The 22,606-nt window shown below is 39.6% G+C and carries 22 protein-coding genes; all 22 read left to right on the plus strand.

What is annotated here, in order from left to right; genetic code table 11:
* The first annotated feature begins 696 nt into the window (after positions 1-696).
* The 22 genes from spoIIQ to AC2VNP_RS13240 all read left to right on the plus strand — a co-directional run bounded on the left by spoIIQ (position 697) and on the right by AC2VNP_RS13240 (position 22,505).
* Positions 697-1,545: a stage II sporulation protein SpoIIQ gene (gene spoIIQ, locus AC2VNP_RS13135; protein ID WP_486917758.1), complete on the plus strand. Its 849-nt coding sequence runs from the start codon at positions 697-699 to the stop codon at positions 1,543-1,545.
* A gap of 600 nt (positions 1,546-2,145) precedes the next feature.
* Positions 2,146-2,322 carry a hypothetical protein gene (locus AC2VNP_RS13140; RefSeq protein ID WP_418197975.1) on the plus strand — a complete coding sequence of 59 codons (177 nt, stop codon included), beginning with the start codon at positions 2,146-2,148 and terminating at the stop codon, positions 2,320-2,322.
* A 4-nt stretch (positions 2,323-2,326) separates the two neighbouring features.
* A complete protein-coding gene (locus AC2VNP_RS13145) occupies positions 2,327-2,587 on the plus strand; it encodes a hypothetical protein (RefSeq protein ID WP_486917759.1) in 261 nt (86 codons plus the stop codon).
* Between the two features lie 131 nt (positions 2,588-2,718).
* Positions 2,719-3,021: a DUF4212 domain-containing protein gene (locus tag AC2VNP_RS13150; RefSeq protein WP_275119328.1), complete on the plus strand. Its 303-nt coding sequence runs from the start codon at positions 2,719-2,721 to the stop codon at positions 3,019-3,021.
* A 221-nt stretch (positions 3,022-3,242) separates the two neighbouring features.
* Positions 3,243-4,904, plus strand: coding sequence for a sodium:solute symporter family protein (locus AC2VNP_RS13155; protein ID WP_486917760.1), 1,662 nt, complete (start codon positions 3,243-3,245; stop codon positions 4,902-4,904).
* Positions 4,885-6,816 (plus strand): DUF294 nucleotidyltransferase-like domain-containing protein, encoded by a 1,932-nt coding sequence (locus AC2VNP_RS13160; protein ID WP_486917761.1) that lies wholly within the window; start codon positions 4,885-4,887, stop codon positions 6,814-6,816. The genes AC2VNP_RS13155 and AC2VNP_RS13160 overlap by 20 nt, the downstream gene beginning before the upstream one ends.
* A gap of 383 nt (positions 6,817-7,199) precedes the next feature.
* On the plus strand, positions 7,200-8,210 hold the full coding sequence (locus tag AC2VNP_RS13165) for a processed acidic surface protein (RefSeq protein ID WP_486917762.1): 1,011 nt from the start codon (positions 7,200-7,202) through the stop codon (positions 8,208-8,210).
* Between the two features lie 4 nt (positions 8,211-8,214).
* Positions 8,215-8,880, plus strand: coding sequence for a class D sortase (locus AC2VNP_RS13170; RefSeq protein WP_486917763.1), 666 nt, complete (start codon positions 8,215-8,217; stop codon positions 8,878-8,880).
* Positions 8,881-9,368: 488 nt separating this feature from the next.
* On the plus strand, positions 9,369-10,034 hold the full coding sequence (locus AC2VNP_RS13175; RefSeq protein ID WP_486917764.1) for a 3'-5' exonuclease: 666 nt from the start codon (positions 9,369-9,371) through the stop codon (positions 10,032-10,034).
* 394 nt (positions 10,035-10,428) lie between these two features.
* Positions 10,429-10,713: a sporulation transcriptional regulator SpoIIID gene (gene spoIIID / locus AC2VNP_RS13180; RefSeq protein WP_209121801.1), complete on the plus strand. Its 285-nt coding sequence runs from the start codon at positions 10,429-10,431 to the stop codon at positions 10,711-10,713.
* 107 nt (positions 10,714-10,820) lie between these two features.
* A complete protein-coding gene (mreB, locus tag AC2VNP_RS13185; protein WP_486917765.1) occupies positions 10,821-11,822 on the plus strand; it encodes a rod shape-determining protein MreB in 1,002 nt (333 codons plus the stop codon).
* A 396-nt stretch (positions 11,823-12,218) separates the two neighbouring features.
* Positions 12,219-13,037, plus strand: coding sequence for a flagellar hook-basal body protein (locus AC2VNP_RS13190; protein WP_486917766.1), 819 nt, complete (start codon positions 12,219-12,221; stop codon positions 13,035-13,037).
* A gap of 14 nt (positions 13,038-13,051) precedes the next feature.
* Positions 13,052-13,897, plus strand: coding sequence for a flagellar hook-basal body protein (locus tag AC2VNP_RS13195; RefSeq protein WP_486917767.1), 846 nt, complete (start codon positions 13,052-13,054; stop codon positions 13,895-13,897).
* Between the two features lie 141 nt (positions 13,898-14,038).
* The gene (locus AC2VNP_RS13200) at positions 14,039-14,791 is read left to right on the plus strand and encodes a DNA-directed RNA polymerase subunit beta (RefSeq protein ID WP_486917768.1); all 753 of its coding nucleotides are present in this window, start codon (positions 14,039-14,041) and stop codon (positions 14,789-14,791) included.
* A 189-nt stretch (positions 14,792-14,980) separates the two neighbouring features.
* Positions 14,981-15,571 carry a transposase gene (locus tag AC2VNP_RS13205; protein ID WP_486917769.1) on the plus strand — a complete coding sequence of 197 codons (591 nt, stop codon included), beginning with the start codon at positions 14,981-14,983 and terminating at the stop codon, positions 15,569-15,571.
* A gap of 62 nt (positions 15,572-15,633) precedes the next feature.
* The gene (fabZ, locus tag AC2VNP_RS13210; protein ID WP_275119339.1) at positions 15,634-16,056 is read left to right on the plus strand and encodes a 3-hydroxyacyl-ACP dehydratase FabZ; all 423 of its coding nucleotides are present in this window, start codon (positions 15,634-15,636) and stop codon (positions 16,054-16,056) included.
* 309 nt (positions 16,057-16,365) lie between these two features.
* The gene (locus AC2VNP_RS13215) at positions 16,366-18,084 is read left to right on the plus strand and encodes a putative bifunctional diguanylate cyclase/phosphodiesterase (protein WP_486917770.1); all 1,719 of its coding nucleotides are present in this window, start codon (positions 16,366-16,368) and stop codon (positions 18,082-18,084) included.
* Positions 18,085-18,426: 342 nt separating this feature from the next.
* Positions 18,427-18,669: a hypothetical protein gene (locus AC2VNP_RS13220; RefSeq protein ID WP_486917771.1), complete on the plus strand. Its 243-nt coding sequence runs from the start codon at positions 18,427-18,429 to the stop codon at positions 18,667-18,669.
* 59 nt (positions 18,670-18,728) lie between these two features.
* Positions 18,729-18,908, plus strand: coding sequence for a hypothetical protein (locus tag AC2VNP_RS13225; RefSeq protein ID WP_486917772.1), 180 nt, complete (start codon positions 18,729-18,731; stop codon positions 18,906-18,908).
* A gap of 237 nt (positions 18,909-19,145) precedes the next feature.
* Positions 19,146-19,742 carry a protein kinase family protein gene (locus AC2VNP_RS13230; RefSeq protein ID WP_486917773.1) on the plus strand — a complete coding sequence of 199 codons (597 nt, stop codon included), beginning with the start codon at positions 19,146-19,148 and terminating at the stop codon, positions 19,740-19,742.
* Positions 19,743-19,903: 161 nt separating this feature from the next.
* Positions 19,904-20,440, plus strand: a complete 537-nt coding sequence (locus AC2VNP_RS13235) for a hypothetical protein (RefSeq protein ID WP_486917774.1) — start codon at positions 19,904-19,906, stop codon at positions 20,438-20,440.
* Between the two features lie 715 nt (positions 20,441-21,155).
* Complete coding sequence (locus tag AC2VNP_RS13240; RefSeq protein ID WP_486917775.1) at positions 21,156-22,505, plus strand: C40 family peptidase; 1,350 nt, start codon at positions 21,156-21,158, stop codon at positions 22,503-22,505.
* Positions 22,506-22,606: the final 101 nt, after the last annotated feature.

Consider the following 22,606-nt stretch of genomic DNA (forward strand, 5'->3'; position numbering starts at 1 on the left):
GGGCAAATATTATCCTATAAATGGAAAAACCATGAACTAAATTGTTGTATAGGTAAGTATTTTTCCTGTAAATGTTAGTATTGTGACCTAAAGCAGCATTTAGAACAATAATTATCCTATATATGGTAATAGTGGTGACTAATCTAAAGCATAGTGCAAAAAAATTACTATAATTGGTAATATGGTGACCTATGTCTGCTTATGCTTAGAACAACAGCTAGAGACGGGGCAACAAAACATATAATAGATAAAAAAGTGGGTCGCGTGGATATGTGATAAACATTCCATGCGATTTATTTTTTTATTGATGCAGGATTTGGCTGTCGTTCAGCCCAGGAAGAGGATATAGAGGGCTAGGAGGTCCCAATTGATAGAGAATCTAAACTATAAGGATATTTGAAGACTCAGGGCACTTATTCCCTTAAATACACCTAGTAATGACTAGAAATAATTCAAATAACTAGCTTTACAATAGACTAGTGGCAATCCCATTAGATCAGATCACATCACATCGACTCTCTCAATAATAGCAGCATTTGGGCACTCTTAGATTAGCTTTTATATGGAGAAAAAAATATTTTTAAATAACATGCATAATATTAATCACTTTGTCGAAAAATAATCAGAAAAGTTTTTTTTAGAAAATGTATATAATTTCTTCAATTTGATCAGAATGATTGCTGAGGTGATGATCAAATGAGAGATGAAGAAAAACAACAATCTTCAAAACAATCAGATGAAGTGAAAAAATTTAATGTTCAACGTTTCTTACGTAAGAAATGGATGTTACCCGCTGTTTACTTAGGAGCTGCTGCAATCGTACTTAGTGCTTTTTTCCTCATGCAAAATCAAGATAATACAGCTTTAGAAGATCCATCAGGGGTCAGTCAACCAATGGAAGATGGGATTGAAGTAATCGAAGGCGAAGCTGTACCAGTAACAAGTGCTAACGAAGTTATTAAAATGCCAGTAGCAAATGAAAGTGAAGTTGATATTGTAGGATACTTCTACGACTTCAACTCTTCAGCTGAAGAGCAAGAAGCTGCATTAGTGTATTACAATAACATGTATTACCAAAACAGAGGAATTGATATCGCTAAAGAAGATGGCGAAAGCTTTGAAGTAACAGCTGCCCTTAGCGGAACAGTAGTAAAAGCTGAAAAAGATCCATTACTAGGACATGTGGTAGAAATTAACCATGACAATGGAGTGATTACACACTACCACAGTTTAGAAGGACTTGAAGTAGAAGAAGGTACTTCAATTAAGCAAGGTGACATTATTGGACGTGCAGGTCGTAACTTATATAACGCCGATGCAAACGTTCATGTTCATTTCGAAATTCGTCATAACGGAAATGCAGTGAATCCGTTAGACTACTTCAACCAAAATCTTGAAACACTAGTTGACGATAGTCACCGTATGGACGAAGACATCGCAAGTGCTGAAGAAGATACTGCGGATGAAGAAGACGTAAAAGATGACGAAGAAAAGAACGAAGACGAAGACAAAGCCGTTGACGAAGACAAAAACAAACAAGAATAAATAACAACCGGTGCCAGGCACCTTTAACGAAGCAATGTGTTAAAGGTGCCTGGCACCTCTTTTTTTTTATTTCTAATATGATCATGGTGAAAAGTTAATCTATCAATGGTTGCGAGATTTGTAATAAAAAAGTTACATAAAAATCCAAAAAAATAGTTGACTAAGTATCTGAAAATTTGGAATAATGTGTACTATAAAACAATAAATTAAGACTGAGCAAAATCAAATTCAGTTAATCTTTCAATGAAATTCTGTTATGTAATAATTATTTTTTAGGAACCTCATTCAACTTGGCATAGAAATGAAAGAAAGAAAATAAGTATTACAAGACAAATATATGCTAGAGTTTTTAAACGTAAAAAATGATAGCGTTTTCAACAATTAGGTTCACTGAGCGACACCTGAAGATCAGCTAGGACTTATCCCCTGCGAGATACATAAGTAATAACTCGATTGAACCCGACTGCTATGTCCGGTTAATTTTTCTCATGTACTCTAGCGTTCAGTCTAACAAGATATATTGATTTCATGATGCTCTTTTAAAAAGCTGAATATGTAGTCAGTTTTTAGTGAAGTAATCCATTAAGGAGGGAAAGTAATATGATTTATGTCTTTTTACTTATCACATTGTTCAGCTTTATATTTGCCTTCCGTAAGAAGAAGCCGTTGTTCCTATCTGTTCCGTTCGCTTCCATCTTTGTCTATTTACTTGTTCAAGTTGTAATGGTACCACTACCCTTTTGGGATACTGTTAAATTTATTTTCAGTTTAAGGTGATTGAATGGCAAATCCGAGCTGTACGAAATGTAGTAGTGACGAAACGGTAGTAATGAACAAGTGGCAATACTTCTTTTTCTTATCAACCTTACCTATCATTGTCTCTCTCATCTTTAGTTATATTTTTCATCCAATTCTACTAACTTTCATTTTGTTTGTATTTATTGTCAACATGAGAATTGCAAAAAAGAAAACACCCTATGTCATTTGTCGAAATTGTAAGCAAGTGCAACAAGGGACTGGAAATAAGACGATGCGTTCTTAGATCTAAAAGTGAACTTAAAAGAAACGAAGTCTATTAAAGCATTGGAGTAAAACTTTAATAACCCAAATGTTTTGAAAGCGGTTACAAATCTATGAAGAAATAGCGTTTTATTATTTAAAGGAGGTGAGAATATGAAAAAAATCGATAAGTCTGTAGCAGATGCATATTTCAAAGCGAGAAATACTGTTGTCATTATTTGTTTAATCATAGGTGGGTTAGCGTCATTTGGGATTGTTGCTTTTGCAGAATCTCTAGTAGACGTAACATTTATGGGAATGCCTTTCCACTACTATATGGGGGCTCAAGGAGCAGTAGCAACTTTTGTCATCTTGTTATTTGTAAATGCGGTCATCAGTGACAGAATTGACAAGAAGTTTGGTATTGATGAAGAACAAAATACCCGTATTGGGGCAGGAAAAGCACTCGATCATTAATCAATTGCATCTGATTCAGACACTGACCTCGTGTTCAGTCGAACCTTCTCTTTAAAAAACAGACAAAAAAAGTGGCTCAGACTGTATGTACAGCGCTGAGCCCAATTAAGCGACATTCATCATTAAGATAAAAACTTAATGAATGAAATGAAAAAAGAACACTATTATTTTACCAAAAAAGTAACGAAAGAGAAACCTTATTCCGTTGAGGGGGGAATACTATGGATAATCAATCAATCGTATCGATATTAATGATTATGGCAACATTTGGACTTTATATCGGTATTTCTTTTTATAATCGTGCAAAAGCAACATCAGACTTCTACGTAGCAAGTCGTGGGGTACCGCCATTCTGGAACGGTATGGCGATTGGTGGAGACTGGATGAGTGCGGCTTCATTTATTGGTATGGCCGGGACACTCATGATCTTAGGTTATGACGGTCTAGCTTATATTATGGGTTGGACTGGGGGTTACTTATTTTTAACATTCTTATTAGCACCACAACTTCGTAAATATGGACGTTATACCGTACCTGAGTTTATCGGTGACCGTTTTGATAGTAATGCGGCTCGTTTAATTGCTGCGATTGCAACCATTATTATCTCATTCGTATATATCATCGGTCAGCTTTCTGGTTCAGGGGTAGTTATCGGACGTATCCTAAACATTGAAGCGATGTATGGAACGATGATTGGGGTCGTCATCATCGCGATCTACGCAACATTAGGTGGTATGAAAGGGATTACGTGGACTCAGGTTGCTCAGTACATCATCTTAATTATTGCTTACATTATTCCGATTGTCTTCATGTCCTTACAAGTAACAGGAAATCCAATGCCATGGTTAACATACGGAAACATTGTTTCACAGCTTGGAGAACTTGATAAAGAACTCGGTATCAGTGAATACTTCGCGCCATTTGCTCAAAGTGATAAAACACAATTTATCGCACTACTATTTACTCTAATGGTAGGTACAGCAGCATTACCACACGTTATCGTTCGTTTCTATACGGTTTCAACGATGAAAGCTGCTCGTTGGAGTGGTGCGTGGGCGCTTTTATTTATCGCTTTACTATACTTATCAGCTCCTGCTTATGCAGCGTTCTCTCGTTTCATTCTTATGACGCAAGTGGCAGGCAGCCCAATTGATAGCTTGCCAGCTTGGACAACAAACTGGGTCGATACAGGCCGTTTAAAAGTTGCCGATGAAAACGGTGACGGCATTCTTCAATGGCAAGAGATTGTTATCAGTAATGATATTGTCGTAATGGCAACTCCTGAAATCGCAAACTTAGGGATGTTTGTTATCGGTTTAGTAGCTGCTGGTGCGATGGCGGCGGCATTATCAACAGCCGGTGGTCTGTTAATTACGATTTCATCATCATTTGCACATGATATTTACTATCGTCTAATGAACCCGCAAGCAAGTGATAAGAAACGTCTATCAGCTGGACGTTGGGCAATCGTATTATCGACAATTGTTGCGGGTATCGTTGCACTTGACCCACCAGGAGTTATTACGCAAATTGTTGCATGGGCATTTGCTATTGCCGGCGGAACATTCTTCCCAGTCCTTTTACTAGGAGTTTGGTGGAAGCGTTGTAACGCTAAGGGAGCAATCGCTGGAATGCTTTCAGGATTATTTGTCACAATTACGTACATTCTTTTAGCTCGTCAAGGAATTACAATCTTTGGTATACTAGACACAGGTGCAGGTATTATCGGTGTTCCGGTGAACTTACTTGTAACGTATCTAGTGTCTAAAGCTACAGCTGCACCATCTCAACGCATCCAAGACGAAGTCATTGACCTACGTTACCCGGAACAAATGACTTATAAAGATGGCGAGGTATGGATGGATGAATCAGCTGGAAAATAAAGATTTATTTGAACAAATTCACAAGCACCCCCTTTTTCAAGGGGTGCTTGATTCTGAATTTACGAACTTAATGGAAAAATGCACATTGAAGCATTATAACAAAGCGGAAAAAGTCCTTTATTCGAAAACACCACGAGAAGGGCTTCTTCTTATTTTAACTGGAATGGCCGAAGTCTACGTTCAAGGAGATGACGGTCTTTTTCAGCAAGAAGTACTCGAAGTGCTTCAAACCGGCGATATGATTGGTTTTTCCAGTTTAGCCGATTTTCTCGGTGAGCCGAATCCTCATGTGGCCAAATATACGGTTGAAGTTCGTGCTGTCGAAGACTCCTACTGCTTGAAAATCCCTTATTCTGTCGTTGAAGCCAGGTGGGACGATGAAACGGTTCGAGACTTTGTTCTTCGCCAGGTAGCGGTCCGCCTGCGGGATATTTACGGGTCGTTAGCGGAACAAGTTAAGTTAGCGAACCAATGGGGCGAAAGTGACCCGTTTATTCGCCGGATTCAAGACTTAATGAATGAACCGGTTATTTCGGTGGTAAAAGATGAATCAATTCAAGTCGTTGCTAAAAAAATGGTCGAACAAAGAGCGAGCTCAGTCGTTGTCAATGACTTTGATGGAACATTAATCGGGATTATTACGGAAAAAGATATTGTGCAACGCGTTGTTGCGAATTTAAGTAACGGTCCGGTTCAAGCGAAGGATATAATGACGGCCAATCCCATCACGATATCGCGTTATGGGTATTATTATGAAGCCATGTCTAGCTTTCTACTAAATGGCATCAAACATTTGCCGGTTGAAGAAGATGGAAGAGTCGTCGGTATGGTCACTTTGTCTGACCTTTTACGAAAGAAAAACCGCGGCTCCATGGAAATTTTACAAAAAATCGAGCAATCTACTTTTTCTAATCTACCTACGGTGAAGAGTGCCATCTATGATGTACTAGGGCAGTTGATTAATGATGAAATTCCAACGACACATACGCTAGAGATCATAACGAAGCTATACGATCGCCTCGTCAACCATTGTTTAGATTTAGCCGTTGCCTCCTTAGAAGTGAAAGGAAAAGGAACACCTCCGGTACCGTTTTGCTGGTTTACGATGGGAAGCAGCGGCCGCGGGGAGCAGTTTTTACTGACTGACCAAGATCATTTTCTTGTCTATGATAATCCAGATAGCGGTGACAGTGAACGCGTGGAGGAATACTTTGCACTGCTCGGTCAAGAAATCGTCGATCATCTTCATAAGGCCGGTTATAAGCTTTGTATCGGAAAGATGATGGCGAATGAGGAAAACTGGCGCGGTACGCTTAAAACGTGGCAGGAACGTCTGCGCGGATGGGCGCTTAGAGCAACGAATGATAATGTATTGTTAGGTCATAATTTTATGTCATTCCGGTTCTTATATGGGGATGACAACCTTCACGATGAATTTGTAAAAATGGTGAAAGAACAAGTTTCACGCTCGCGCATTTATCTGTATCGAATGGCAGAACAAGAGAGAGAACATCCGGTTCCAACACTCGACCATCCGATCCGAGCCCTGTTCGGTTTAAGGCGAGACTCGATCGACATTAAAAAGCATGCGTTGTTCCCACTTCACCATTGCTTGCAAGTTTTATCCGCCCATCACGGCATTGTCGAAGGAACACCATTACAGCGACTCGATGCACTCGTCAAATTAAATGTGTTCACACCAGAGGTAGCTGACGATATCCGCTTCGCTTATGAAATCGTGTTAAAAGTAAGAGTAGAGCAAGCGTGGGGCCGATACCTGCGCAAAGAAGAAGGCTCGAGTGAAGTAAAATTCACACACCTCCGCTCTCGCGATAAAGAAGAACTCATGATTGCACTCAAGGCAATCCGTTCCTTGCAAAACCAGACGCTTGGCGCTTTTGGGATGTTGTAAAAAAAGATGATAGAGCTTTTTGGGTGTTGCAGAAAATAGAGGAACACTTTTAGATACTGCGTAAAATGGATACTACTTAAGATCGATCACACCGAACCAGCACTTGTGTTGGTTCTTTTTTTATTTTTACTAGAAGTGAGTTAGTGTAGGGTAGGTGGATTTCTCTACTTTAATAAGAGGAACTTTTTCTGAATTTTTAAGAGAAATAATTTAAAGATTCTTCGCAGTGGGCTCTTAATTCAATAAAGCAAATAACTCAATCACTCTCCTAAAAGATGACATTTAATTATATATGGAATCTATTTTTTTACAATTCTTTTTTTTATATTTTTTTCGGCCTATATTAAATATGAAGAAAGTAATTTATTTTAGGGGGAAATCTAGTGAAGCGTCTCTTTATATCGTTGGCTTCTATCGTATTTTTATTGTCATTTTCGTTTTCTGCAGCAAGCTTTGCAGCACCTATTGAGGACGAGTTATCACAGTATCTAACTGATCTCAGATGGACACAAGAGGAATTAGAAGAGTACTTAGAGGATTTTTATGGTATGTCACTGGACGATTTTAATTCCGTCTCAGAATTGGAAGAACTTCTTGGCCCGATCATTAATGAACAAACGTTACAAGAGTTACTAGATTTATATGATTTAACGCAGGAAGAATTAGAAGAGCTCCTTGCTGAGTATGGCGAAACCTTAGATGAGTACCGATTTATTGAAGACCTTGAACTTGCTATACTAGTTTACCAGGACTTTGATGATTTCGACTGGGACGAGCTCCTTGCCGAGATCGATGCTCTTTTTGCTGAGTTTGACTTAACTGATGAAGAGCTTGAGAGATTAGTAGATCATTTTTTAACTCTTGATTTAGAAGACCCAGCTTTTGAAGAGCGTTTAAATCAGATCGCCGAACGTGCCCTAGCACTTCCTGACTTTGATAGTGCATCAGATTTAACTGCTGAAGAGATTGCGGAAGTTTTATCGATTTACTCAGATTTAATGCAACTATTTAAGTTAGATGCAAAGTACTACCTGATTCAAGGGAAAAATAAAGAAAGTAAACAGCCAATTACTTTGCAAACGTTAGTGACGCTGGAGAGTTTAGAGGGCTATAGCTTATTAATAGAGCTTTACAATTTAGAAGGTGTTTTCCTCGCTGATATTATCATAACGGCTGATATGTTTGGTTCTGACTTAATTAAGGAACCAACTCAAGACTTAAAGGAAGTAAAAGAAATAGTAAAAAAAGCTCCAGCCAAAGATCAAGTGAAGACAGAAAAAGGAGCTAAAATGCCAAAGACTGCTTCCAATTCGATGCAGAATGCACTTATTGGCTTAGGCATGATGTTAACAGCAGGTATCATTTATCGTCGCATCAAAGTTAAAGGCGCTTAATACAATGAGACTTGAAGAATATAAGAGAAGAAGGCGGAAGAAACAGCGTCTTCTTCTTCTGTCTGTTTGTATCGTTCTTTTTGGCGGAGGCTTATGGTTTACAACAACCAATGCATATACCCTTTTAAAGGGGTACGGGATTTATAAAGTGAATGAAGCTACAAAGGAAGCTCCCCCGCCTCTCGAGAAGGCTCCAAGTGTTGAAGAAAAAGAAAAGGATGGACCTCTTTATCCAGTTCGACCCGAACAAGGTGACCTAATAGGCGAGCTTTACATTCCAAAGCTTGAAGCCACGCTGCCCATTTATCACGGAACAGATGAAGATGAGTTAGAACGTGGGGTAGGGCACTTTCTAGGAAGCGTTTTACCTGGCGAATTGGATAATAGTGTGTTATCAGGGCATCGCGATACAGTCTTTCGTAAGTTAGGAGAGGTCGGAGAACGAGATGAACTGATCGTAACAACTATCGCTGGACAATTTTCCTACAGGGTTAATAAGGTTCGTATCGTCGATGAGGATGATCGTACCGTCATTGTCCCTAAGCCGCGAGCGACGCTTACTGTAACGACTTGTTACCCTTTCCAGTTCATTGGTAATGCACCTGAACGTTATGTGTTAGTTGCACATTTAGTGAAAACGGATCTAGAGGTAAAATTTGATACAAATTAGGCGCGATATGAACTTATCATAAAGGACTTCAAATCATTAGATAGGACGAAGTAGACTAGTGATATTATCACAATCGTAAATTAGGAAGGTGTTAGTTTTAACCCTTATGATGTTCAGAGGGTAAGAACTAACGCTTTTTTTATGGGCATCTGCCCTTTTTTCGAAAAGCTCAAATAAAAACTAGAAATTTTAGTGATTAAGTGTAGAAAAAAGTTTGAAAATTCGGTAAAATAAAATCATTGTCATACAACAGTGAGAATATTCCTGCGGAAATAATGAACAGTTATTTGGCTTAATGCTGGACAAATAAAGTCTTAGCCAAATAAAGATTTGCTTTTATGTAAGCGTTTAAAAAAAGTTACTTGCTTCTCAGTTGGTTTAGATACCTGATTTGAGATCACAGAGACTGAGCATTCACTAGAAAAAACAAAGTAGTGAAGTAGCTAAGAAATGTTTTAGATATAGAATATAAACAAGGGGAGATTGTTATGTTCTGGAAAAAGAAATTACTGCATTACCAACTGGACCAGCAGCCCTCACTTGATACGCCGTTATGTGATTTATCTTTTACTGTATTTGATACAGAAACAACAGGGTTTGCTGTCGGTGGCAAAGACCGTGTCATCGAAATAGGTGCTGTCCAGGTCGAAAGATTAATGGTAACAGACAATCGGTTTCAAACGTACGTCAACCCAGAACGAAACATTCCGCCAGAAATTACAAAACTGACAGGCATCGCTCAGCACCATGTAGAAAACGCTCCAAACGCAGTTGAAGCGATTGAATCGCTCTTTCGATTTATTGAAAAGACGAAAAGCGGTGGTTGGGTGGGTCACTACTTAAGCTTCGATGTCATGGTCCTTCGAAAAGAACTTCAACGCGCGAAATTCACCTTTGAACAGCCGCTCTACATTGATACACTCGATATGCTCGGTTATCTCTGTCCTTCATGGGATATGCGTGACTTAGAACAGTATGCAAGGTCATTCGGTACTAATATTTATGAACGACACAGTGCGATCGGTGACGCCCTAACGACAGCTCACCTTTTCGTCGAACTTCTTCGTCTGCTTGAAGATCGAGGCAAAACCACGCTGGCTGACCTCGTCCAAGTAACAGACGCCAATAACCGCAACCGCGTCCTCCAATTCTAAACCCAACCGGTGCCAGGTACCTTTAATGCTGTATTGCATTAAAGGTACCTGGCACCGGTTTTTTACATGCATATATTTTTTAGCACCCTGGGCTACCGTCAATAAATCACACCATATTCTTGAAACTTCCATTCTTTTTTCCTATTTACTTAAAGAAATACTAATAAAATTTTCGGAGCTGCCATATAATCTCGGGAATACACGAAAACCGCATCATACGAACGGTTGAGCGCTTCTGAAGAAGGCACAAAAAGTTCAAAATAATATAATATTTCAACACATAATTCCTTCACCGTATGAAAAAATGCCTTGTCCTACTTGACTTTTTGGTATATATACCCTTCCTCCTTAATAAAATGTACCAATCACCAACATTGATTAGGAGGCGAGTGGTGTGCACGATTACATCAAAGAACGTACTATCAAGATAGGCAGGTACATCGTCGAAACAAGGAAAACGGTCCGAACGATTGCAAAAGAGTTTGGCGTATCCAAGAGCACTGTACACAAAGACTTAACTGAACGATTACCTGAAATCAATCAAGAGTTGGCTAATGAAGTAAAGGAAATCCTCGAATATCATAAGTCGATACGCCATTTACGTGGTGGTGAGGCAACGAAGGTGAAGTACAAAAAATCAGACCAACCGAACGAAAAAGTTGTAAAAACCCAAAATTGAAAACAAAAAATCAATCCCTGTATTGACAAAATATGATAAAATAAAACATTAGTAGGATACAGCAAACAGCTGTCGATTGATTAGCCAAAACAGGGAGGATAATACTAATGTTCGGACGGGATATAGGGATTGATTTAGGTACAGCAAATGTTCTTGTTTATGTAAAAGGGAGTGGGATTGTTTTAAATGAGCCATCTGTTGTAGCTTTGGATACAACGACTGGAAAAGTACTTGCTGTAGGAGAAGAAGCGTTTCGAATGGTCGGACGAACACCAGGAAATATCGTTGCTTTACGTCCCATGAAAGATGGGGTTATCGCAAATTTTGAACTCACAGAATCAATGCTCAAACACTTCTTAGGTAAAATTAATGTTAAAGGATTTTTCTCAAAGCCGAGGATCTTAATTTGTTGTCCTACAGAAATTACGTCTGTAGAGCAAAAAGCGATTCGAGAAGCTGCAGAGAAAAGTGGTGGAAAAAACGTTTACTTAGAGGAGGAACCGAAAGTCGCTGCGATTGGAGCTGGAATGGACATTTTTCAACCGAGCGGTAACATGGTCGTAGACATAGGCGGTGGGACAACAGATGTTGCTGTTCTTTCAATGGGTGATATCGTCACCGCCTCTTCTATAAAAATAGCTGGGGATAAGTTTGACCAAGACATCCTCAACTATATAAAAAGAAAGTACAAGCTCTTGATTGGAGAACGAACGGCTGAAGAAATTAAAAAGCAAGTAGCAACGGTATTTCCAGGTGCTCGTCAAGAAGAATTGGAGATCCGCGGACGTGATTTAGTTAGTGGACTTCCACGAACGATAACTGTTTACTCAGAAGAAATTCAAGATGCGCTTACTGAATCAGTATCATATATTGTACAAGCTGCTAAATCAGTGCTAGAAAAAACACCACCTGAACTATCAGCAGATATCATTGACCGAGGTGTGATCTTAACTGGTGGAGGAGCGCTTCTGCATGGAATTGATCAACTTTTAGCAGAAGAACTGAAGGTTCCAGTATTTATTGCAGATGAGCCGATGCACTGTGTAGCTAAAGGTACAGGCATTCTTTTAGAAAATCTAGATAAATTAGGTAGAAAAATTCGCTTGTAAACCTTTAAAGCGATTTTATTCTTGTGTAGGTTAAAGTCTGGTCTATTGATGTTAGAGAACAGTGTTATTCCTAATAGCAATTAACCTGCCGAGGAATAGGAATAGGAAAATGCTGTAAGTTGTTGGATAAACAGCAACAGAAAAAATTACCTCTATCCATTTCGTAGTATGTAGACGATATAATAGAAGAATAGATTAAAAGCTAATTTGAAATTTTGAAATATAAAATAGTGCGCCTAAAAATTAAGAAGATCCGTTAGTACGTTAGTCTGTTAAAGGTACCTGGTACCGTACAAACGGTACCGCTTAATGCACGGCACAATGGCACCGAATAAAAAACGTAACAATTAAAGTATAAAAACGATAGACAACATAACACCCATAAGGAGGTAGGTCATGCTTCGCGGTATTTACGGTTCAGCTGCGGCGATGATTGCCCAACAACAGCGACAAGAAATGCTGACAAATAACTTAGCGAATGTCAACACGCCTGGTTTTAAAGCAGACCAAGCGTCATTACGTTCGTTTCCGAATATGCTCATTCAAGCAATGAATACGTCCGATATGAAACCCAATTCTCATTTTGTTGGTTCGTTGGCTTCTGGTTCATACTTACAAGAAAGAACACCAAATTTCCTCCAAGGTGACCTACAGCAAACGGGGAATAATACAGACCTTGCGCTTCTTCAAGGAACGGTACCAGTAAACGAGGATGGTAGACAAGGCGCGCTATTTTTTACCGTACAAAATGGTGATGGTGAAGTTCGCTATACACGCAACGGAAATCTAGCAGTGAACGGTCAAGGTTTCTTAGTCAACAGCCAAGGTTTTAATGTTCTAAGTACGGCGGGACAACCAATACAAGTTGGTAATGAAGGGTTTCGGGTCGATCGAGAAGGCTTTGTTTTTACAGAAAATGACGTGCCTTTAGGCCAACTTCTAGTAGCGCTCGCTCAAGATCCGATGCTTCTTGTGAAAGAAGGAGACGGATTACTTCGTTTTACTGAAGACGGTGTCCTTCCAACAGCGATTGGAAATGGACAAGCTACGTATCAAATCCAACAGGGCTTTATTGAGCGTTCAAATGTAGATTCTGCTCAGACGATGACTGAAATGATGAGTGCATTTAGAAATTTTGAAGCCAACCAAAAAGTTTTACAAGCATACGATCGCAGCTTAGAAAAAGCTGTTAATGAAGTCGGACGAATTGGGTAAGGAGGTGTAAGGACATGAATACATCAATGATGACAGCATCTGTTACAATGGGACAATTACAGAAAAAGATGGACACGATTGCAAATAATATGGCGAACAGTAACACCACAGGATTTAAACGCCGTGAAGCATCGTTTTCTGATCTATTATTCCAGCAAGTGAACAATCAAATGGTTCCATCCATGGAAACAGGACGCCTTACACCGAATGGCCTGCGTGTTGGAGCAGGTGCTAAAATTGGACAAACGGCCTTAAGAACAGAACAAGGTTCCATTCAGCAAACGGATCGACAGCTTGATCTCGCCATTCAAAATCCAAACCATTTTTTCCAGATAGAAGTACGTAATGAAAATGGTGAGCGTGAAGTACGTTATACGAGAGACGGAGCTTTTTATTTTTCTCAAAGCCCGAACAATCCAAATGCATTGAATATTGTTACTAGCCAAGGGCATTTTCTCCTTGGTCAAAATGGTCCAATGACTGTGCCAGCGGATCACTCAGAAGTGCAAATAGATGAAAATGGGGTAATCTCTGTTATACTAAGAGATGGAACGACTACCGTTCCCGCAGGTCAGTTGGAAATGGTAAGAGTACAACGACCGCAAATTCTTGAACAACTTGGCGAGAATTTGTTCGGACTTCCAGGAAATTTAATTGAACAAGGTTATGTACCTGCTGATATTTTAGGTGTAGTTGCAGCAGGGCAAGTCAGCCTTAGACAAGGTGCATTAGAAATGTCTAACGTTGATATGGGAAGAGAGATGTCCGAAATGATATTAACCCAGCGTTCTTATCAATTTAATGCCCGTTCGATTTCAATGGCAGATCAAATGATGGGCTTAGTGAACTCGATCCGTTAGTTTTTACGATGGTATAAATAGATGAACAGGCTAACGCTCCACAATGATTGGACAAGCGCTAGCCTTAGCTTTTAGAAACGGCAATCACCTAGCAAGCTCGAAAACCCTACAATACTATGTATGACAGGACAGGGAGTAGTTATGGAAAATCGTGATCTAGAAAAAGACAAACTGAATACAGATAAAGAACAAGACCGAAACGAAGCAACTTCAGAACCTGAAACGACAACTCGTGTAGACGGTGAGGGTGGTGCGGTACAGCGCCCTGCACCTGAGACGGGAAGTACGGATGAAGTTGAGGGAGAAACGAAGGTCTATGACGCTGACGCTTTAGCTGCACCGGAAAGATCGAGTGATGAAGTGGAAGAAACAAAGGTCTTCTCAGGAGTTGATCAGCCCCCAGCGGAGAAATCTAATGAAGATGCAGTGTATGGTGGAGAGAATAAAGAGGAAACAGTAGAGGCGAGTGATACGAAGGTATACTCGTCAGCAGAACCTTCTGATCCATCTAGTGAAGCTGAAGGTACAGTCGACCTAAGTCAAGATACGATTATCTCCAAGGGACCTCTAACTCGAGCAGCAGTTCATTCTCGATCAGGCGAAGCGGCTGTACAGGCAGATGCAACCGAGGAAGAGAAAGCTAGCGCTTCTACCGATGAAGAAGAAAAAGATACACGTGAAGAGAGAAATAAGAAAAAGAAGCGGAAAAAAAGGGAACGAATTCGTTTAATCCCGATTTGGCTGCGTTTAGTTATCGTCATTTTGTTATGCGGGCTCAGCTTAGTGGCGGGCTTGATGTTTGGGTACGGTGTGGTTGGAGACGGTACACCGACAGATATCCTGCAGCGCGAAACATGGGAACATATTGTAAACATCATCAGCGGTGCCGAGTAAGTTTACTAGGTATCGTTGATGATTTTTTTGTTTTTGTAAAAAGTGTAAAACTTATTGGCGGAAATTTACCTCTAGCACATTGCCTACTATAATAGATGGTAGAATGATGCTCTCCTTAATTCACACCTCTATTTCTTTTCGCGCTCCTGTTTCGTTTCCCCCATTTTATAAAAGGAAGTGATTCTCCCCATGCCTCGTAAACAAAGAGTTTGGTATCCTGGTGCTGTACTGCATATTGCGAACCGAGGAAACCGAAAGCTCCCGATCTTTCATGATGAAAAAGATTACATGCAATTTCTTCAATTGATGGAGACTGCAAGGCAGCGCCATCCATTTTATCTCCATGCTTATTGCCTCATGAGCAACCACTATCATCTTCTTTTAGAAGCAATTGATGAATCTCCGGCACTACCGATGCATTTCTTGAATGTAAGCTATGCTAAATACTACAATGACCGGTACATGCAAAGCGGTCATGTGTTTCAAGGCCGCTATTATTCAAAGCTAGCCCCTGCGATTGACTACATCCTTGATGCAAGTAAATACATTCATCTCAATCCAGTAGAGGCTGGTATCATTAGTAACCCGGCAGACTATCAATGGAGTAGCTGTGCAGCGTATATCTATCACACCGAAAATCCCCATATCACAACATCAACGGTACTTTCCTATTTCCCCAAACCATCTTCCTACCACTATCAGAAGTTTCTTCAAAGTGACCGCCCATCAAAATTTCAAGACTTAGTCTTCCCTGTGGTACAATATAACAATAAAATCTAAAAATGGTATGCGGTCCAGTGCTTGGTACCAGGTACCTTTAGTACTTTAGGGAGGTAAAGCGTTTGTTAACTATTGAAGAAATTAAAGAGATTATTCCCCATCGTTATCCATTTCTACTAATTGACAGGATCTTAGAAGTGGAAGAAGGCCAACGTGCGGTTGGTTTGAAAAATGTTACAGCTAATGAAGAGTTCTTTAACGGTCATTTCCCGGATTATCCGGTAATGCCTGGAGTATTAATTATTGAAGCATTAGCACAAGTGGGTGCAGTGGCTATACTTAAGAAAGAAGAGAACCGTGGGAAGCTGGCATTCTTTGCAGGCATTGATAACTGCCGTTTCAAAGAACAAGTGAAGCCTGGCGATCAATTACGCTTAGAAGTAGAAATCGTACGCCTGCGCGGACCAATTGGCAAAGGAAAAGCAACAGCATCGGTTGACGGCAAAGTCGTCTGCGAAACCGAGTTAATGTTCGCCCTCAAATAATAAACCCGGTGCCAGGCACCTTTAACGCTTCATTGTGTTAAAGGTGCCTGGCACCTTCTTTTTCACCATCTTTTCCACAATCTCTTCACCACAATCTCTCCCCTACCTGTTTCCCCACATTTACTACCACACTTACTTTATATTCTAAAAAAATAAATGTTCTAGTAGGATTTTGACGAAATTTATAGAATTAAATATAAACTAATCTAAAAGGTCTGGATAAAAACTACTATATACTAGAGAGAAAACACTTCTAAAGAAAGTGGGTGAGGGCTTCATGGGGGGAACAATACACACTGGGAGCCAACAATGATGGAAACAATTCTTCAAAAGTTTTCTAAAGACCATGAAAATGTTTGGCATCTACTTAACCACATGAATGATGGGCTAATGATTACGGATCATAACCAGAACATTGTCGCAGTAAATCCTTCCTTTGAAAAAATGACAGGCTACACGTTTGAGGAAGTAGCCCATAAAAATCCAAGATTTTTGCAATCGGGTCAAACGTCACGTGTAGTCTTCAATGATATGTGGGAGAAAATTCGAACGGATGGTACATGGACAGGTGAACTTATAAATAAACGCAAAAACGGCGATAAATTCTGGTCCTTCATTACAATCACCCATATCAAAAAGGAACGAGATGATGATTCTTTTTATATAGGAATGATGCGAGATATTACAGAGCGAAAGCAAGCTGAAAAACAAATTACACATCTTGCATACCATGATGGCTTAACACAGCTTCCAAACCGAACCCTATTTAAAAAACAGTTAAAGGAAGCACTGCTTCAGGCTAAATATAACCGCAAAAAGTTTGCGGTGTTGTTTCTCGATTTAGATCACTTCAAGAAAGTGAATGATTCCCTAGGACACCACATCGGGGATCAGCTGCTCCAACATATTTCAAAGCGACTCCAACAAATCGTTGGAACCGACGGGATGGTAAGCCGTTTTGGCGGGGATGAATTTACGATATTACTTTACCCTTTAAAAGATAAACTAGAAGCGTATCGGAAAGTGAAGCGAATTGTACAGTCGTTTGAAACCCCTGTAGATTGTTCTGGTGAAAGAATATATACCAATACAAGTATTGGCTTAAGTTTTTACCCTGAACACGGCCTGGATTTTCATGCGCTATTAAAAAATGCAGACAGCGCTATGTACAGGGCCAAAGAAGAGGGAAGAGGGCAATTCCGAGAATATACAAACGCAATGGACGAAGAAACAAGAGGGCGGTTACAACTTGAAAGAGAGCTGAGGAGCGCAATACATGAACAGCAATTTGAGGTCTACTACCAGCTTCAAGTCAACGTAGAAAATAATAAGCCTTACGGGATTGAAGCACTCGTGCGATGGAATCATCCTAAAAAAGGAATTCTATCACCGTTTGCGTTTCTACCTGCAGCCGAAGAAACCGGTCTCATTGTAAAAATTGATGATTGGGTGCTTCGAACAGCTTGTCAGCAAACGAAGAAATGGCATGATGAAGGCTTTAAAGATCTCGTCATCTCGGTTAATATTTCAAAAAAGCAATTTGATCGAGCAGACTTTGTTAATAGAGTGAAGCAGATCATCGAGGAAACGGGAATTAACCCATATTTGCTATGTTTAGAAATTACAGAAAACATGGCGATCACACAAATCCAGGAAGCAGTAGAAAAGCTAATTCAACTAAAAAAGATGGGTATTCAGCTATCGCTCGATGACTTTGGAACAGGCTACTCCTCACTCAGTCAGTTGAAAAACATTCCGATCGATACATTGAAAATCGATAAATCGTTTATCCAAGATTCAAACAGTCATAACCAAGAAAACCTGGCACTCGTCAAATTAATTATAGCGATGGCAAAGAGTCTAAACTTCTCAGTCATATGTGAAGGAGTAGAAACAGAAGAACAGCTACGCCTGATCCAAACAGAAGGATGTCACCACGCACAAGGCTACCTGTTCAGTAAACCCCTTAACTACAAAAAATGCAGTTCCATTATGAAGAGCATGACTGACAATGTAAAAGTGGTCTAGGTGGGTTGTAGAGGAATAAACTCGGTGCCAGGTACCTTTAACACTTCATTGTGTTAAAGGTACCTGGCACCGCCTTCAGGTCCTATTAATGTGTAAAAATTAAGTGTTCCAAAAGGACTATCACTACTGTAAAACCAAACTCTTTCAAGCCAAACTATAAACAATCACATACGAAAGTAAAATATGTAAAAATCTATTACAGTTTGTAACAATACCGTAACATTACCAAAAATCCCTGAATTAGGTAGACGGAGGGTTCTGCGTTTGCTAAGATAACCTCAGACTAACAGAAACAAAAAATTCGTTAGTTATAACAAAAACCATTACGGGGGTTTGATTAAAATGAAAAAATTCGTATTAACTTTAGGTACAGCTGTATTAGCTTTAGGCGTATTAACTGCATGTGGTGACGCAGAAGAAACACCAGTAGAAGACGATGTAATGGAAGAAGCTCCTGCTGAGGAAGCTGAGTTAGAAGAAGCACCAGCTGAAGATGCTGAACTAGAAGAAGATGCTGAGTTAGAGCTTGAAGAGCCAGCTGAAGACGATGCTGACCTTGAAGAAGAAGAAGAAGAAGAAGCTTAAGATTAATAACGATTATACTTATATAAAAAAGACTGCATGTGTGCAGTCTTTTTTGTTTTATGAAGAGTTTATACTTATTAGGTGTTCCGTTTATAGAGGCAAGAATTCAGGTAGAAAAAGCACATTCAAACTATGGAGATATTGATAGTTTGAGTAGAGATGGATTTGGATATGGAAGTATGATCTCATTTAAGATAGCATTTCCCACAAAAAACCATAAAAATAAGATTGTAGAATGATCAAATAGGCAGTAAAATAAAGATAATATTATATCCTTCCTAAAGGGGAGTAGCATTTACAGCAAAGTCGTCATTACGGGAATGATCCCCGGCTTTGTTGGCAACGTAATCGTTGTTTGCAAGACCTTTACCAATTATTTTGGTGAGGTCTTTTTTATATTCCGTGAAAAGGCATTATGACTAAATAATTGGTCGTAATGCCTTTTTGTTTTTTCCTCTATGAAAGGAGTATTGAAGATGAAGCAATTTAATAAATTGGTAAACAGTGTTACGTTTAAACGTGGAAACAAAATAGAAGTTGAAAACTATGACATAGATTTGAAATTAGTAGGTGTAGGGAAAAGTGCAGCAGTCTTTCATATAAAGTCTACAGGCCTAGCTCTCAAGGTGTTCCACCCGTTGTTTCAGCATCTGGCAAAAGAAGAGGCAGAGATTTATAGAAGACTAGAACAAATTCCGTACTACCCTACTTTACATGCGAGTGGGCCTAATTATATTGTCATTGACCTCATTGAGGGGAGTACGCTATACCAATGCTTAAATCAAGGCTTTGAAGTTTCAGAACAGGTTATCTTTGAAGTGGACCATGCCTTAAAGTTAGCTAGAGATAAGGGACTGAACCCCTCAGATGTCCACCTGAAAAATATATTCATTACGACAAATGGAAATATCATGATTGTGGATGTCGCACGTTTCAAGCAAGAACAATACTGCCCAAAATGGGAAGATACAAAAAAAGCATTCTATAAATACTACCAAAAAGGCATCATTCCTAAGAAAATGCCAACGATTTTCCTCGACACTATCGGCACCCTTTACAGAAAATGCAAATAATCTCTATGAAACAGTTAATAGGTAAGGGCAGTAAAAGTGTTAATGTGGTACCAGGCACCGTTAGTGCGTTAAAGCACAACAGGTGCCTGGCACCACGTACTCAGAATTTGTGGTAAAATAATAATAGATATATATATAAGATCCATTAAGGAGGGTAATAAGTGAGATACTTACTAGTTATGCTATTAGCGGCAACACTATTAATCACAGCGTGTACGAGGCCGGTTGATGAAGAAATAGAGGATATTAATGAGCAGGCGCCAGAAGAACAAGTAGAAGAAAACATAGATGAACAAGAGCTGACTGAAGAAGAGGCTAATAATGGTAACGAAAAAGAAGAAACTCCTAACAAAGATCAAGAGAAAAACAACGGTTCAAATGAAGAAGCTACCAACGACCGAGATAACAAAAAAGACAACAACCAAGGCAGCACCCAACCAAAAGACAACAACCAAAATAAAACCGATAGAGATTCAAATGAGCTCTTAACGGAACAAGAAGCCATTGCAAAAGTTAAAAGTCATCTACAGCTCCAATTCGAGCCTGATGTTCATGTTGTCGTTGACCATGAAGAAAACGGCAGATATTTAGTTCACGTATACGAAGTTATTCCTGGTAACAACGGTGTCGGTCACTCATCGACTCGTGGCTGGTATTATGTAGACCGCAAAACAGGAGAAATCGAATCAATGTTCTAAAAGTCTGCATGATGGATAAACTCCAATCTCTCCAATAAACGGAAATAAAAAGACATTGGTAATCTTTAACGATTACCAATGTCTTTTTTTTTATGGCCAAATTTTAAATTTCTCTCTGGAAGGTATGCGGTACACTATTTCTTTTCTACAACATACCGATCCCCCAACATCAGCACAAATAAAGCGCATAAGTACCACCCATAAAAGGACGAATGCTACATCAAAGGCAACGCAGCACGCACATATAACTTCCAATAACTGAGAAAAAATATTTTAAAAAATGTCTTATTTACGGCCCTCTAAAAAAAGAAGCCCTATTTCCTAAAAAAATATATGCATCGCGCTGCACGTAATTCCAGGCAACCTACGAAAAACTATGACTAATAGGGTCCTGAATCTTCTACAATAAAACGACAAATTTCCTATAAATCAGACGAAGTATAAAGTCGAAACGAAAAATACTATGTCTAATAGTGTGTAAGAAAAGAACTATAAAAGAAGGAATGATCGACTATTTTATCGAAAACTAGGGTATAAACTCATGTATTAAATAACAATAAACTCTGACTTTTGTAACATTTCTGTAACCTACTACCATAATTTTCACTTTATAATAAAAGAAACCCATAAAATAGACGATAAAAATACATATAAGACAATATTAATGGTTCCTTGAATCTATTAAACTACTATAATGCACTTAGGAGGAAGAATAATGAGTACAAAGTCGGTTGTGAAAAAAGCGGTAATATCTTCAACGTTTGCTACAGGAATTGTGTTAACTGCACCATTAATGGTAGATGCGGCACTCGGTGACCAGCAGTTAAAAAAGGGGATGAGTCACCCTGATGTCAAAGAACTACAAGAGGTATTAAGAGCTAAAGGCTTTTTTACCTTTCATACTTCAACGGGATACTACGGAACAATTACAGAGGAAGCAGTAAGGCAATTTCAGAGAACGCACGGCATCCAAATGACTGGAGTTGCGAATACAGCCACTTTAAACTTACTTCTAAGTTCAAGTTCACAAAATAGACAGGCAACTAATACTCAAATCGCTTCATCATCAACATCAACAACAAGTGGTGCACTTGCTCAAACAACAGGTCTTCTTCGTGCAGGGTCACAAGGACAAGCTGTAACCGAGCTTCAAGAACGCTTAAAAGAAGCAGGGCATTTTAATCACCAAGTAACGGGTTATTTTGGAAGAGTGACGCAAAATGCGGTACAAGACTATCAGAGGAAAAACGGCCTAACTGTTGATGGGATTGTCGGTCCTCAAACGATTTCTCATATTCTTGGCAGAACGACTGCATCTCAAGCATCAGCACCAGCTCAGTCAACACCAACGCCAACACAGCCTGCGCCAACTCCGACAACGAATGCAGCGCCGACGTCTGGAACTGCAGTAACTACTAATACACAAGTGTTACGCATAGGTGCAAGTGGAACGGTGGTTACTCAATTACAAGAGGCGTTAAAACAGCTAGGCCACTTTGATCATAGGGTAACAGGTTATTTTGGCAGTGTTACGCATTCAGCGGTGCGCTCTTTCCAAAGAAGTCAACAGATTACGGTTGATGGGATCGTTGGTCCGCAAACTCTTCGTGCAATCGAAGCTGCTGCAAGTGGGGGAACGCAAACGACTCAAAACCAAACACAACTAAAGTCAAACACAACAAACGCACAACCTGCACAGCAAGCTTTTAATGTAATTAACTTAATTGCCGAAGCAGCTGACTTAGTAGGGACACCGTATTTGTGGGGCGGAACTACGCCAAGAGGCTTTGACTGTAGTGGATTCATTCAATATGTATTTAGAAATCAAGGGGTATCTATCCCCCGTACAGCTGCGCAACAGTGGGCGGCTGGAAGGTCGGTCGACAAGCCGAGTGTAGGAGATCTCGTTTTCTTCCAAACGTACACAAACGGTCCGTCGCATAATGGAATTTACATAGGCAACAATCAGTTTATTCATAGTGGATCATCAACTGGTGTAACTGTGACAAGCATGAGCAACAGCTACTGGAGCCAACGATACCTAGGAGCGAAACGCCTTCATTAAAAATCGTAAAAGTATGTAACTAAACCAAACAACATAAACTGCATCCTCCATCTCGTCATGGAAGGATGCAGTTTTTCATTTTGCAAAGGTGCTTGTCCATT

This window comes from Alkalihalobacterium sp. TH-98 (assembly GCF_057473385.1).